The following is a 13,570-nucleotide window of genomic DNA, read 5'->3' as shown; positions in this document are numbered from 1 at the left end:
ATTATTAAGTGAAAATAAAGAGATTGACAAGATGATTTTATAAGTAAGTGTGGCGATATGGAATTTATCTTGGATAGGTCACTGTTTTATATGAGGGGCAGTTCTGAAACTGGGGTGAAATGATATGTATTGTGATTGTTAAATTAAACCTTTTTTATTCTAATGTGTGTAGAGTGCGCTGTTTCTATGCAAATGTTTTCGTACGCTAGAGATGTTTGTAAAACAAGAGGGGCATCTATTTTTATTCAGTGTCTTCTTGGTTTTTTACGCAGAATATGAGTTGGCGTAATTTTTTAAAATTCAATTGCTTATTTTCATGCTGTCTAGGGGGCGAATTATAAAGGGCGAGCATTGATGCCTTAACTGACGAAAATGTGCTCATCATAGAGCTGAAATATCGGGCCGCCTACGTGGATCCATATCCCGTCGGTGATACTGGCGGTTAATAAAAACCTGATGTAATTCAGTGACCGGTAGTATATCGCATTGCAACCTGTACCACGCCTACCTGTCGTTTACGGCTGCAAGGGGGTATCAGCAAGTGATGAACCTGACGGCGTTCGGCTAGGCGGTGCCGTAGACGCTGAAAGAGTACGAACACACGTTGCTGAAACGCCGCACCAAGCACGGAATACAAACCAACCTGATATTGAGTGAGGAATGTGAGGCGGACTGGCTGCCGAAGTGTGGTGCAGTGTGACAATGAGCAAGTCGATCGGCCGGGCCGATCAATAGGCCGTTATTGATCTGCCGAACCCATTGGACGCTCAATCGCCGCGCCGCCTATAGTGGCAGTGACCCGAATACATGCAGCAACACCAGGGCATCCTATCGGCTGCTGAACGGCCAATATCATAACGACAAGTCCTCCCCAAACCGGCTCAGGCCGGTTTTTTTGTGCCTGTGATTCAGGCTGTTCACCCTGTAGGTGAACAGAGGTGTACACCGAGAAGGTAGCTATACACCCATCAATGCATTGAAATAAAAGGATAAAATCAAAAGGTGTATAGAGTGAACAGTTTTCCTATAAATCTTTTTTTAATATTATGAGCGCTGGGCTAGTGCTAATTGCTTATAATTTATTCTATGTATTGTGCACCATTTTATTGTGTATAGGTATATGTATAGACTTCTGTTTTGTGATTATAAAAATCGTTTTAAAACAGTTGATTACTTTCTTTGTTTCGCTCCTATTATCGGCACCATCCTCTCTTCCTACCACATCCTTAATTATCCCTAAACGCTTTGAATTACAATGAATCGATTGGTTTGTTGTCCGGTAAAAACCGGCGCGCGCGTACTTCTGTTCGGTCTTGAATTTTCGGCTAGCTTTCACTGCCATGGCTGAGAGTTCGTTTGAACAAACTGATTACGCTAGTACGTATTGCTATTTTGACGGGACGTAAGAAACGCCATCGCTACCGCACCAAGAAGTAATAAGCCACTCAAGCCAAAAGTACTTCGCCATCCCAGGCTGTCAAACATCATGCCACCTGCCGTTGAACCAAGGGCAATCGAGAGCTGAATCACCGCGACCATCAGGCCGCCTCCGGCTTCCGCATCCTCGGGCAGCGTGCGTGTAATCCATGTCCACCATCCCGTTGGCGCGGCGGTTGCCAGCATGCCCCAGAGGCCTAACAGCAACGAGACAGCCCAAACGTGATGCCCGGCAAGAATCAGGGCGATGGCAATGACAGCCATCAGCCCAGGAATGGCCATCAGCGTTAGATAGAATTTCCTATTGAGGAATGCCGGGACAACCAGCGTGCCAATAAAACCGGCCACACCGATAACCAGTAAAATTAACGACAAGCCAGAGAAATCAACCCGCGTCACCAACTCCAGAAACGGACGCACATAGGTAAATAACGCAAACTGCCCCATAAAGAACAGGCCACAAGCCAGCATGCCAATGGAGACAACAGGGCGACTGAGCAGGCGCAATACGGATCCGCGTGACGCAGGGTTATTATTGCCGTTCATACCCGGCAGACTCACGCACTGCCAGATAAAGGCCGCGGCCGCGACGGGGACCAGGCACAAGAAAGCGCCTCGCCATCCGATGGTCGCTCCAAGATAGCTACCCAGCGGCGCTGCCACTACCGTCGCCAGCGCATTGCCGGCGTTGAAAATAGCCAGCGCACGCGTAACCTGATGCTGTGGCACCAGACGAATTGCCGTTGCCGCAGACATCGACCAGAATCCACCGATCGCAATACCTATCATCGCGCGGCCTGCCATATACATCAGATAGTTGGAAGCCAGTGCGATAACGAGCCCCGACACGGCCATCAGAATCGTCATCCCCAGCAGTAAGTACTTGCGATTCACATTTCCAGCCAACGTCGAAAGCGTCAGGCTGGTCAGAACGGCCAGCGCGCCGGAGATGGCAATTCCCTGTCCCGCCAGCCCCTCCGTCACGTCTAAATCATGGGCAATCGGCGTAAGCAGGCTGACGGGCATAAATTCCGATGCAATCAGCACAAAGACGCACAGGGTCATGGCAAAAATGCCGCTCCAGTAAGCGGGCTGATTATTCGGTGATGGTGTTTGGCTAAGTGCAGACATAGTCAGATTTCACGAAAGTCAGAATAAAAGCCACCCGCGTAGACAGGCGGCTTTTAATGTTGTCAGTAGAGGGGCTATTTCAGATTGGCTTTGAAAAATTGTTCGAACTTAGCGAAAGGTATTTTACCGGCCGCATTGTCGTACAGGTCCACATGATTTGCACCGGGGACAATCACCAGCTCTTTTTCTTTACTGCCGACCGCCTTATAAGCATCTTCGGCAAAATAGCGTGAATGGGCTTTTTCACCGGTCACGATAAGCGTCGGGATAGTAATTTCGCTGGCGTAGCTCAGCAGCGGCATGTTCATAAACGACAGCGGCATCGTTGCCGTCCACGCCCCGGTCGAGTTAACGGAGCGTTCGTGGAAACCGCGCGGCATGCGGTAGTAATCAAAGAACTCCTTCAGCACCGGATGCGGATCGGCCGGCAGGGTTTCTGGCAGAATGCGCTCACCCGCGCTGACCTTGCCATTGCTGTCGACGTTAATATCATGGCCACCTCGTGCGAACGTTCCGCTTTCCGCATCCTTCCAGCGTTGTTCATTCAGATACTGCAGAACGGCACGACGGTCGGCGGTCGAATAACGGTCTTTGCCATCACCTACGCCATGGCCCATCGCCCGGCTCATGTCGTACATCACGCTGGTGGCCACCGCTTTGACGCGGATATCCATTGCGGCGTCGTTTAACGCCATGCCGCCCCAGCCGCAAATGCCGAGCAGCCCAATACGGTTGCGATCCACCTCTTTTTGCAGCCCCAAGAAATCTACCGCCGCGCTGAAATCTTCCGTGTTGATATCCGGCGAGGCGACGTTACGCGGATAGCCGCCGCTTTCCCCCGTATAAGAAGGATCGAACGCCAGGGTAACAAATCCCTGTTCCGCCAGCGTTTGCGCATACAGGCCGCTGGATTGCTCCTTCACCGCGCCAAAAGGCCCGCTGACGGCAATCGCCGCCAGCTTGCGATCGCCACGATCTTTGGGGAGATAAAGGTCGCCCACTAAGGTGATCCCATATCGATTCTGAAACGAGACCTTACGATGATCGACTTTCTGGCTCTCGGCGAACGTCTTGTCCCATTTATCGATCATCGAAACAGGAGCATTCGGATTGACTGAATCAGCATAACTCATTGTCGTGACTCCACTTAATGATGCGAATAACAGCATGGCAGGCATTGCGGTTTTTAGCGTTCGGGTGAAAGCTTTCATAAAAATCCCCATGAAAAACAAGATAGAGAGACAGGTTTCCTACGGACAACGCTGCTGTGCTTTGTTTTGATGGGCTCATTATAGTGAGCAGCATTAATGCTGATTAGAGGGAGATAATTGCTAAGATTAATACCATATTGTTATAAATTAATGCTGAGACTGGCGTCATTCTTGGGGGAGTAAATCAATGGCAAAAAGGGAGAACTACAACGAGCTTTACCTGTTTATGCAGGTGGTACGGGAAGGCAGTTTTACCGCTGCGGCTCACAGGCTTGGCCTGGCTCAATCGGGGATAAGCCGTTCTGTTCGCGAGCTTGAAGAAAGGTTAGGTGTCCAGCTACTGGTGCGCACCACGCGTAAGCTATCGCTGACGCAAGCGGGTGAGCAGCTCTATCAGAAAACGGAGTCCGGATTTGATACCTTAGATCTTGGGCTTGCGACATTGGCGCATTATCGTGAGACCCCTTCCGGCACGGTCCGCATCAATGCCAGCCAGCACGCGATTGATAAATGCCTGCTGCCAAAGCTTGCGGTATTTAAACAGCGCTATCCTGATATCAGGCTCGAACTCATGAATGAGAGCCGGTTCGTCGATATTATCGAGGAAAGATTCGATGCAGGCGTCCGTCTTGGGCCTGAAGTAGGCCAGGGTATGGTCGCGGTGCGCATTACGCCCGATATGGAGATGGCGATTGTGGGGACTCCTGAACATTTTCGTCGTTACGGTTTTCCACAAAATCCTGCAGATTTAAAGACACATCCCTGTATCGCCTATCAGCTTGCCGACGGCAGCCTATACCAGTGGGAACTCCATCAGGATGATAAAAAAATCACTCATCGGCCGGAAGGGCAATGGGCCTTATCTGACAGCTATATGGAGGCAGAAGCCGCGCGGCTGGGCCTGGGGCTGGCCTATGTTCCTGTCGAGTTGGTTGCCGATGATTTAGAGCGTGGGGTGCTAATCAGGGTATTACAGCGTTACAGCCTGCGAATGGAAGGGTTATTTCTTTATTATCCCCATCGCAATGTGTCCCCCGCCCTAAGAATGGTCATTGAGACATTGAAAATTTGAGAGTTGCGATGGCCGATCCTGCACTGTGCAGGATGGACGGCAAAGCCGCTTGTATAAAGCAGACTTAGTTGACATCAAAATGAATGATGGAAATGAGGTAAACCGATTGGCGAAATACAACGCCGTATGAAGGACGATGCGTCGGGCGATAGGGGCGATAAATATGTAATGGCTGAGCGGCCTGGCCCATTAGATGCTCACTTGTCACACCGGCTTTGACGCCATTGGTTCAAATAGGCGAACCCTGGTGTACAGTAGGGTGATGGCTGTTAATCGGGTAATCAATTGAATTAAATACTAAATTCCGATTGCCAACAGAGAGTGCAATTTTCCTGTCACTCTTTTTTGCAGCGGATTAAATATGGCGTTGTTAATAACTTATGCCTCAGGGATAGTACGGAGGGATAGCGCATAGTCAAATCAATGCGATCTCCCATTTGTCTACCGTTTCGCCGGTTAAACAACCGTTTAATTAATTACTGTTATAATTACCCCCGTTGAGCCTTGCAGGAGTGAATGTTTTTCTCCGTAAGCATTGCGATGCGGCGCTCTCTGGAGCGGCATCCTTTTTTTGGACATGCCGGTGGTTCGGTGAGAAGTAAGGAGAAGTGTACTATGAGCAGAAAAGACAAGCTCGCGGCGGCCCTGCTGGCCATCTTCCTGGGTGGGCTGGGCATTCACAAGTTTTACTTAGGGATGAAGTGGTGGGGGCTGTTCTACCTGCTGTTCTGCTGGACGGGGATCCCGGCGATTGTCGGCTTTATCGAAGGCATTATTTATCTGTTCCAATCGGAAGAGAAGTTCAACCAGAAATATAATCCTGGTCTGATTTAATGCTTTGCTGACGGCGCTTCCTGTTAAGGGAAGCGCCGTTTTTCATTCTGTTATTGTTTCTTCATCATCTTGCCGCGCATTTCTTCACTCATCATTTTATTCGAGCTGGAGATCACGCAGTTATATTGCTTGCCTTGGTTAATGACCATAAAGGTGCTGACCGGATTTTTAAAATCCTTGTCGATGGTGAAATAAATATACGCCTGCGGCAGCGCGGCCGGTTTAAAGGCGCCGAAGGCATACACATCCGCCAGGCCTAGCGCGGAGAGATCGACCGTCAGTTCCATCGGCTGTTTATCGTTTGGCGATGGGAACATCGATTTGGCCGACATCATCATGGTGCTGCTGTTGATGGTGTAATCGGTTTTGACCTTCATGCCCATATATTTCGATTCCGGCATGGAAAGTTCTTTTTTGCAGGCGGCGTCGTGCTGCGGCGCCGGGCTGCCGTTTTCCATCACGGCGTGCACGTGTTCCAGCGTCACTTCCGCGTTGCCGGTGGTAGGCTGCGCATCGGCCGCGTAAGCCGCGCCGCTGAAGGCGGCCACAGAGGTAAGGATAATGCCTGTAACGATTTTCATTGTCGCTCTCCGAAATGCTAATAATGATATTAATTGCGGTGTGTAGTCTATTGGCCTGATAAAACGCAAAGTTACTCGTTCCGTGGAGATCAAATATTCTCGGAATTTTTATGGTAAATAGTGTTTCACCCACGCGGTGCGCGAGGTTGGTTTAATTATCTTGAGAGCCTTGCTCTTTTGTTTTTCAGTATGTTTACCTGCATATAAAGAGTATGTCTAAACATAGTCAATGTTTAGAATATGCACAAATTATTGCGGTTTTTTCCCGCTTTAATTCTTCGCCTTTTAATACGGGTTTAAATATTGCATTGAGATACAGAGAGTTATCTTTTCTACGTTAAAATCACTCAGTGAAGCGTTATTTATGTGATCTTCATGGTCACAGAAATAATGCTGAAATTATTGCCTTTCTATTTAACGGCTAATTATTCATGGCATAGGCTTCAACCCCGCTAACCGCCTGCGCTAGAATCAGGCGGTTTGCTCTTGAAAAAGGATATCGTCATGGCCGCCTGGGCCTTTTTGATCGTCGGTTGGCTGTTGATTTGGCGGGATTACCCGATTTTCGGCGCGTTGTGCATCGCGCTGTTCGCCGTGCTGCAATGGGCCAAATACGCCGCAAAAGGCGTGCAAAACCCCGAAGAGGCCGCAGAGTGGCGCAAGACCGACTGGCGTTCGCAGCCGATTGAAATGGCGCACGCCGGCGACAGCGACCGGCAGATTGGCGGCGTGGGGGAGCTGGGCATGGGCGGCCCCAATTTTTGGACGCTGCTGCTGCGCGACGGAGCGATTGTGCATGGCGCCTGTGCGGCGCCGCAGGACGTGGACGGCGGCAGGTTGCGCCTGATCCCGACCCGCAGCCGCGAGGGTGAGGGGCTGACGGTCTACGAACCTGCCGCCCGGGCGATGTACGCGCTGCCTGCGCTGACCGATCGCGAGCTGGAAGCAGTGGCCGGCGGTTCCGCCGAGGCGCTGGCGTGGCTGCGGGCGAGCTGTCGGCAGGCGGTGGCCACGCCGCTGCGTCAGGTGCGCGGTCTGTGGGTGCCGCAGTGGGCAGAGGATCCGGCGGATCGTCTGGAGATCGCCTTGCCCAGTGGCCGCGCGCTGGCGGCGCGCTCGACGTTACCGGCGGATTTGCGCCATGCGGACGATCCTGCCGCGCTGCTGCACGCGCCGCCTTATGAGCTGTTGCTGGATAACCGGCCGACCGATCGCTTGGTGTGCGATCTCGAACGCGTGGCGGAATCGCCGACGGGCGACGGCTTGAGCGTCGGCGGCTGCCAGTTCCGCGGTGAGCATATCGTCGATGGTCTGTACCATCTGTACTTCGCCGGCGAGTGGTTCAGCCTGCTCTCCTACGCGCACAAACCGGCGGGCGGGCGCGGTTCGGACACCACCTTTTTTGTCGAGCGGGTCGAGCCGCAAGACGGCGGCGTATTCGTGATTGAATGGGATGCCTACAGCGTGGGGCCCGACGGGCGTGCGCCGAGCGTAGCGGCGCCGCCGGTCTTGGTTATCGCAGTAAGCTGGCAGGACGCGCCGCTGCGGCTGCCCACGGCCAATAACCGCGTGACCGTGCGCTTGCCTAACGCCACGGCGTAAGGCTTAAGGCAGCACCCTGACTTCGCCGTTGTGCAAGGTCAGCACGGCGATCGGGCTGCCGGGGAAGCACTCCCTAAAGATCCAGTCGCTGGGCCGAAACGCCGCCGCAGGCAGCCCGGCCTGCCACTCTTCCCACTGCGGGGCCGGCTTATCCGGCGGTAAAGAGAAAGAGACCAGCCAACCCGCTTCGCAGTGCACCCTTTGGCCGCTCGGGCGGGTAAAGGTGTGCGCGCTCGCCAGCTCCATTACCGGCGGTAAAACCTCGAAGGCAATGATCGGCACGCTGGCCACGCTCTGCGGCCGAGGAAAACGCACGGCGGTCACGCCATCCATCGTGATGGGGCTGTCTTCGGTGCCGGGCAGGCGCGGTTCCTGCCGGTTTACCCAGCTGCCTTTCGTCAGCGTGATTTCACCGAACGGTTTGGCTTCGTCGAGCGTCAGGTAGCTGCGGCGATTCCAGCGTTCTTCCGCCCGCTGGCTCTTGAGATCCTGGATGGCGATGTCGAACAGCATCAGCACGAACGCCACCGGGTAGATCGCCAGCGCCGAGGCCAGTAGATAGCCGCCCCAGGAAAGCGGCGGGCGTGGGCGGCCACAGCGGGCAGAAGCGTAGCGCCAGCCCCACCAGGCGAGCAGGATGCCGGCGAGCAGCAGCGCCAACAATAGCGCCACCAGCCCTGCAACGCCGGCGCCATAACCTAACAGCATGGCAAGTTCCTCATGTTCACGGCGTGGTGGAACGGTAGCGAACGAAGTAGGGCGGCGCCGGGGGCTCCCCGTCATCGCCATAGTGGCTTTCCGGTTCGATCACGGTTTGGCGTGCGTCGTCGCGCCCGTTGTAGCGGTACTCCAACGGCTGGCGGTAGCGCACGTCGGATGAGCGCAGATCGAAAATCAGCGAAAGGCGCGCATCGCCGTTATCCGTTTGGGCGACCAGCTTGTCGTTGCCTGCCCACAGCTGATACAGCGATTTATCGCCGGTCTCCAGCAGCACCTTCAACTGCCCGTCGGATTGATAACGCAGGAGCTGATACAGCCCTCTTTCCAGCGTCTGTGCGATCAGGTAGATGCCGCCATCCGGGGCCTGCGCGCTTTCCGTCACGCGCACCGTGAGCCAATGCGGTTCGGCCACCTCGCCGGTTTTGCCGTTAACGGCGATGTGCAAGGCGCCGGAGCCGAGCACCGGATTCATCCAGAACAGCACGCGATCGCCGTCAACGGCGGTAAAGATCTCGGGTATGGATTTGCGCTTGCCGGAGGCGTAAGCCGTCGGTGAGTCCTCCTCGCCGCGCTCAAAACCCAGCAGCTGTCGCGCTTCCAACAGCGCCGGCAGATTCAGCGTTTGCCGCCAATGGGCGCCAAAGTCCGGGCTGTAGAATACGCCTTCGGTGCTGATGAGATACAGCGCGCGTTTACCCGGCAGCGCCACCAGTTTGCCGCCGATAAAGGAAGGCCGGTTGTCGTCGCCCTCCGGCCAAGGGATCAGCGCCCCGATGGTGCCCTGTTTCACATCGACCATCCGGCGCCCCTTGGACAGAAAAAGCACGCACTCCTGCCCGCCGCAAACCGCATCGTGGATAGACTCGTCGAGTTCCCCCAGCATCTGCAATCCCTGCGGGCCGCTGAACAACACCTGGCTGAGATAGTTGGCCGCCCAGCCGTAAAAGCTATTGTAGGCCCCGCGCTCACTCCTTTTGCTGATGAGCAGCAGGGCGCCGTCCTGCGCCGGGTAGCTGTGGATGAGATCGTAATGGGCTATCGTCGGCAATGCTTCGTCGCTCTGGGTCCATTGCCACTGCGCATAGCGTTGTTCTGGGGCGAGGAAATAGACGCCCAGCGCGCTGGCCAAAAACAGCGTCAGGATAATAAGGGGTCTTTTATAAAGCGCTAACGTCATCATTTCAGCTCCGTCACCTGATCCTGCTGCCATAACCTGCGGCGCAGATTGCGCAGGTATTTAAACGTTTTAAACGTGCGGTGCTGGTCAAAAGAGTAAAGGCGGCAGATCTGGGCGAAGCCCTCGATCAACAGCGCGAGGCCGCTGACCATCAGCATCATTAAGAGAAGAATCGGTGGCAATTCGCTGCCGAGACGCTGCAGGGTCCAGGCATCCAGGTAAAAGCCCGCCGGGGTATCGGCGTTATCCCACACGATCAGGCCGAGCACAAAGCACGTCACGATCGCGCCGAGAATGAAGACAACGCGCGCGCACAGGTTAAGGCCGGATTCGGTGAAGTAGCGGCGGCCGCCGATGAGGTAGGTCTGGCGATCGCGGTGGTTGATGATCCCACGCACCGTAGGCAGCTCGGGGACGGTGTCGTTCTCGCAATACAACACCTGCAGCGGATCGCCTTTGGCGATGAAAAGCGGATGCTGCCGACGAAATACCGGATGCAGTTTGGTATTGGGGACGTTGAGCGCGCGGGTCGTCAACGCGAAGTGAGTCTCCTTCTGGCGCCACGCATAAGTGTCCAAATATTGCACCTGCCGCGGAATCTCATAGTGGAGGAGTTCGTAGCTCAGGGCGTTGACCGTCTCGATGCCGGAGGCCTCGACGCCGTCAGGGAGGGGAAACTCGGTTTGTTGCGTTGTGGGCACTGACGCGGCGTCTGCACTGACGGCGCGGTATTTGATGCCGGGGATTTTCAGGCTGAGCGATCCGGGCGGCGTGACGTCTTGCCCCTGCAGCACGCGATCCAGCGCCTTGAGCAGGCGCCTGCGGCCGCGATGCCCGATCAGCAGCAGCTCCGAACCGACGAACAGCACCATGCCGATGCCGACAAGGCCGGCGATTACGGCGATAAAGAACAGAACGATGGTCAACCAGGAATCTTCCCCGTCCATGATGAAAAAGGCTGCCGGAAAACCGCCGGCCAGCGCCGCGCCCAGCACCAGCAGGGCGAAGTATTTCAGCTTGTATTTCAGCGTTCTGTCGGGCTCCAGCCGGCCTTTTGTCTCGTGCAGCAGCCAGTGCAGCCAGTAGCTGCCGTCCTGCAGGCGATGGGCGCCGATCTTCACCCGATCGCCGGCGGCGAGCGTGGCCAGCAGATTTTCGCTGTCGCTGAAGTCGTCACGGTAAAAAAAGAATGTTTGGCCGGCGGCGATGATCCTCACCAGATTGTCCGGCGCCGTCTGTTGGCAGGCACATTGTTCGACGGTCACATTAAAAAATTGGGTTTGCATGTCATTCCCTGTCGGCGGGCGTGGCCCGAAAATTCATCCCTGGCGCCAAATTATTCAGCGCTTTTTCATCAACGGCAGCATGCGCACCAGCGCATTGTCCTTGACGATGTAGTGGTGAAACAGCGCGGCGGCGGCGTGCAGGCCGATCAGCCAGTAGCCGAATGACGCCAGTGTTTTATGCCAGCCGATAATCATCCGCGCCTGCGGCCGATCGGCCACATCGGCGAACGGCATCGGCAGGCCGAACAGATACCACTCCTTGCCGCCCAGATAGCGCGAATACACCCCCAGCACCGGCAGCGTCAACAGCAGCAGGTAAATCAGGGTGTGCGTCAGGTGCGCCAGGCCGGTTTGCCACTTCGGCGGTTTGGGCGCGATGGCGGGCGAAGGGTAGCGCCAACGCAGGAACAGGCGGGCGATCATCAGCGCGAACACCGTTACGCCGCAGCTGAAGTGGGTGACAACCAGCACGTACCAGGGGGCGCTGCCCGGTTCGGCAAAGCCGCGCAGCTCGATGGTGACGCAGGTGATGACCAGCAGGATCGCCACCAGCCAGTGCAGGCGAATTTGCCACGGCATGTAGGTGTTCTGCACCGGGTTGCCTTTTGATGTTAAAGGGTCTGTGCGCCGATGGTAACGAAATGTTACAGGTGAGGAAAGCGCCCGTGTGCAGTTTAAGCAAAATGCCAGGGGTTAAACCGCTTGTTAAGCTATGAATTTAGTGGGTTAAGTGCCTGGCGGCAGGAGAGGCAGTTAGCATCGTAAGTTGTGAAGCTAATGGACGATAGATTCAGAGGCTGGCAGCTTAATAAGTAGCGAAGCAAATAGCGCCGCAGCCCTCGCCGCGGCGCCCGGGATCAGTTCAATTTGGCCTTGGCGAAATCGCTGCCGTTCACGTCCACCACATAGCCGCTCAGGTTGCTGCGGGTGGCGTAGAACACTTTGCCGGTGGCCAGCGGCAGCCACGGCGCCTGTTTGGCGAAGATCACCTGTGCCTGTTGATACAGCTTGGCGCGCGCCTGTGGCTGGTTCTCCAGAATCGCCTGCTGGATCAGCCGGTCATAATCCTTATCGCACCAGCGCGCCACGTTGGCGCCGCTCTGCACCCCGGCGCAGCCGAGCAGGGTGGCGAAGTTGTCCGGATCGCCGTTGTCCGACACCCAGCCGTACAGCGCGCTCTGCTGTTCGCCTTTGCGCAGCCCTGCCAGATACTGACCCCACTCCCAGGTGACGATCTTGGCCTTCACGCCCACCTTCGCCCAGTCGCTCTGGATCATCTCGGCTATGCGCTTCGAGTTCGGGTTGTAGGGGCGCTGCACTGGCATCGACCAGATATCGGTCTCAAAGCCCTGCTCCAGCCCGGCCTGCTTCAGCAGCTCGCGCGCCTTCTGCGGATCGTAGGCGTATTCCGGCAGTTGATCGTTGTAGCCCAGCATGCCCGGCGGCAGCAGCGAGTTGGCCGGCGTGCCGCTGTCTTTGAACACCGCGGCGATGATCGCTTTCTTGTCCACCGCATAGCTCAGCGCCTGGCGCACCAGCAGGTTGTCGAACGGCTTTTTCTGGGTGTTGAACGCCAGATAGCCGACGTTCAGCCCGGTGATGTCGTGCAGCTGCAGGTTGCCGTCGGCCTTGATGGCGGCGAACTGTTCCGGCAGCGGCGCGGGGATAATCTGGCATTCATTGGTTTTCAGTTTGGCCAGCCGGGTTTGCGGATCAGGCGTAATCGAGAAGATCAGGTGCTTGCTGGCCACTTCGCCCTGCCAGTAGTGCGGATTGGCGATGTAGCGGATCAGCGAATCCTGTTTGTACTGCTGCAGCGCGAACGGCCCGGTGCCGATCGGCCAGTTGTCGACGTATTCCGGCGTGCCCTTTTTCAGCATTGCGTCGGCGTACTCGGCGGACAGGATCGAGGCGAAATCCATCGCCCAGTCGGCGACGAAGGCGGCGTTGGGCTGGCTCAGCGTGAAGCGCACGTGATGCTCGTCCACCGCCTCCACCTTGGCGATCAGCTTGTCCAGGCCCATGTCGGTGAAGTATTCATAGTTGCCGCCGGAGACCTTGTGATACGGGTTAGTCGGATCCTTCTGCCTCATCACGGTGAACACCACGTCTTCGGCGTTGAAGTCGCGCGTTGGGGTGAAGTATTTGTTGCTGTTGAATTTCACGCCCTGGCGCAGGGTAAAGGTGTAGATCTTGCCGTCCGGGCTGACGCTCCACTCGGTGGCCAGCGAAGGGGCGGGGGTTTTATCGCTTTCGCGCAGCGTCACCAAGCGGTTGTATAGCACCTGTGAGGTGGCGATAAAGGTCGGCCCGGAGCTGGCGAGCTGCGGGTTGAACGATTCCGGCGAGGCGACGGTGCAGTACACCAGCGCATCGGAAGCGGCCAGCGCGCCGCCCGCCGACAACAGGCCGCAGCCAGCCAGCACCAATCCGGCGATAGGGTGTTTTAAAAACGTCAAGGCAAGATCCTCAGGTGGGGGGGCCGTTACCGGCGAATTGATTTAACTATAGATAACGGA

The 13,570-nt window shown here is 55.8% G+C and carries 11 protein-coding genes and 1 pseudogene; 4 read left to right on the top strand and 8 right to left on the bottom strand.

The genetic code is table 11. The annotated features are described in order from the left end of the window. Positions 1-493: 493 nt before the first annotated feature. Positions 494-700: pseudogene (locus ACJ8IN_RS09915) on the top strand (winged helix-turn-helix domain-containing protein); the annotation flags it as partial. Positions 701-1,374: 674 nt separating this feature from the next. Here the strand turns inward: ACJ8IN_RS09915 and ACJ8IN_RS09910 are convergent. Both ACJ8IN_RS09910 and ACJ8IN_RS09905 read right to left on the bottom strand, forming a co-directional pair. Then, positions 1,375-2,502, bottom strand: coding sequence for an MFS transporter (locus ACJ8IN_RS09910; protein WP_308326136.1), 1,128 nt, complete (start codon positions 2,500-2,502; stop codon positions 1,375-1,377). A 140-nt stretch (positions 2,503-2,642) separates the two neighbouring features. Beyond that, positions 2,643-3,701 carry an alpha/beta hydrolase gene (locus ACJ8IN_RS09905; protein ID WP_308326137.1) on the bottom strand — a complete coding sequence of 353 codons (1,059 nt, stop codon included), beginning with the start codon at positions 3,699-3,701 and terminating at the stop codon, positions 2,643-2,645. Positions 3,702-3,966: 265 nt separating this feature from the next. On the opposite strand from ACJ8IN_RS09905, the gene ACJ8IN_RS09900 reads away from it, so the two are divergent. Together ACJ8IN_RS09900 and ACJ8IN_RS09895 are read left to right on the top strand one after the other, a co-directional pair. Further along, positions 3,967-4,851 (top strand): LysR family transcriptional regulator, encoded by an 885-nt coding sequence (locus tag ACJ8IN_RS09900; RefSeq protein WP_033647407.1) that lies wholly within the window; start codon positions 3,967-3,969, stop codon positions 4,849-4,851. Positions 4,852-5,466: 615 nt separating this feature from the next. Then, positions 5,467-5,685 carry a TM2 domain-containing protein gene (locus ACJ8IN_RS09895; RefSeq protein WP_015376761.1) on the top strand — a complete coding sequence of 73 codons (219 nt, stop codon included), beginning with the start codon at positions 5,467-5,469 and terminating at the stop codon, positions 5,683-5,685. 50 nt (positions 5,686-5,735) lie between these two features. On the opposite strand, the gene ACJ8IN_RS09890 is transcribed toward ACJ8IN_RS09895, so the two are convergent. Next, positions 5,736-6,266: a hypothetical protein gene (locus tag ACJ8IN_RS09890; protein WP_039567038.1), complete on the bottom strand. Its 531-nt coding sequence runs from the start codon at positions 6,264-6,266 to the stop codon at positions 5,736-5,738. A gap of 486 nt (positions 6,267-6,752) precedes the next feature. Between ACJ8IN_RS09890 and ACJ8IN_RS09885 the strand changes: the two genes are divergently transcribed. Beyond that, positions 6,753-7,868: a hypothetical protein gene (locus tag ACJ8IN_RS09885; RefSeq protein WP_243403441.1), complete on the top strand. Its 1,116-nt coding sequence runs from the start codon at positions 6,753-6,755 to the stop codon at positions 7,866-7,868. Between the two features lie 3 nt (positions 7,869-7,871). On the opposite strand, the gene ACJ8IN_RS09880 is transcribed toward ACJ8IN_RS09885, so the two are convergent. The 5 genes from ACJ8IN_RS09880 to ACJ8IN_RS09860 all read right to left on the bottom strand — a co-directional run bounded on the left by ACJ8IN_RS09880 (position 7,872) and on the right by ACJ8IN_RS09860 (position 13,510). Then, positions 7,872-8,576 carry a hypothetical protein gene (locus tag ACJ8IN_RS09880; RefSeq protein ID WP_308325453.1) on the bottom strand — a complete coding sequence of 235 codons (705 nt, stop codon included), beginning with the start codon at positions 8,574-8,576 and terminating at the stop codon, positions 7,872-7,874. 16 nt (positions 8,577-8,592) lie between these two features. Next, positions 8,593-9,768: a hypothetical protein gene (locus tag ACJ8IN_RS09875; protein ID WP_308325454.1), complete on the bottom strand. Its 1,176-nt coding sequence runs from the start codon at positions 9,766-9,768 to the stop codon at positions 8,593-8,595. Continuing rightward, complete coding sequence (locus ACJ8IN_RS09870) at positions 9,765-11,051, bottom strand: hypothetical protein (protein WP_060422139.1); 1,287 nt, start codon at positions 11,049-11,051, stop codon at positions 9,765-9,767. The genes ACJ8IN_RS09875 and ACJ8IN_RS09870 overlap by 4 nt, the downstream gene beginning before the upstream one ends. A 54-nt stretch (positions 11,052-11,105) precedes the next feature. Continuing rightward, on the bottom strand, positions 11,106-11,630 hold the full coding sequence (gene cybB / locus ACJ8IN_RS09865) for a cytochrome b561 (protein ID WP_080432007.1): 525 nt from the start codon (positions 11,628-11,630) through the stop codon (positions 11,106-11,108). 278 nt (positions 11,631-11,908) lie between these two features. Then, the gene (locus ACJ8IN_RS09860; protein ID WP_308325455.1) at positions 11,909-13,510 is read right to left on the bottom strand and encodes an ABC transporter substrate-binding protein; all 1,602 of its coding nucleotides are present in this window, start codon (positions 13,508-13,510) and stop codon (positions 11,909-11,911) included. Between the last annotated feature and the right edge of the window lie 60 nt (positions 13,511-13,570).

Source organism: Serratia sp. CY31944 (assembly GCF_052169175.1).
Lineage (GTDB): Bacteria > Pseudomonadota > Gammaproteobacteria > Enterobacterales > Enterobacteriaceae > Serratia > Serratia sarumanii.
The sequence above is the reverse complement of the archived record's forward strand: the minus strand, read 5'-3'. Positions and strand labels throughout refer to the sequence as shown.

What these genes read in the sequence shown, in the direction of transcription:
- ACJ8IN_RS09910 (WP_308326136.1), bottom strand. Translation starts at nt 2,502, where the DNA reads ATGACCCTGTGCGTCTTTGTGCTGATTGCATCGGAATTTATGCCCGTC.
- ACJ8IN_RS09905 (WP_308326137.1), bottom strand. Translation starts at nt 3,701, where the DNA reads ATGAGTTATGCTGATTCAGTCAATCCGAATGCTCCTGTTTCGATGATC.
- ACJ8IN_RS09900 (WP_033647407.1), top strand. Translation starts at nt 3,967, where the DNA reads ATGGCAAAAAGGGAGAACTACAACGAGCTTTACCTGTTTATGCAGGTG.
- ACJ8IN_RS09895 (WP_015376761.1), top strand. Translation starts at nt 5,467, where the DNA reads ATGAGCAGAAAAGACAAGCTCGCGGCGGCCCTGCTGGCCATCTTCCTG.
- ACJ8IN_RS09890 (WP_039567038.1), bottom strand. Translation starts at nt 6,266, where the DNA reads ATGAAAATCGTTACAGGCATTATCCTTACCTCTGTGGCCGCCTTCAGC.
- ACJ8IN_RS09880 (WP_308325453.1), bottom strand. Translation starts at nt 8,576, where the DNA reads ATGCTGTTAGGTTATGGCGCCGGCGTTGCAGGGCTGGTGGCGCTATTG.
- ACJ8IN_RS09875 (WP_308325454.1), bottom strand. Translation starts at nt 9,768, where the DNA reads ATGATGACGTTAGCGCTTTATAAAAGACCCCTTATTATCCTGACGCTG.
- ACJ8IN_RS09870 (WP_060422139.1), bottom strand. Translation starts at nt 11,051, where the DNA reads ATGCAAACCCAATTTTTTAATGTGACCGTCGAACAATGTGCCTGCCAA.
- cybB (WP_080432007.1), bottom strand. Translation starts at nt 11,630, where the DNA reads ATGCCGTGGCAAATTCGCCTGCACTGGCTGGTGGCGATCCTGCTGGTC.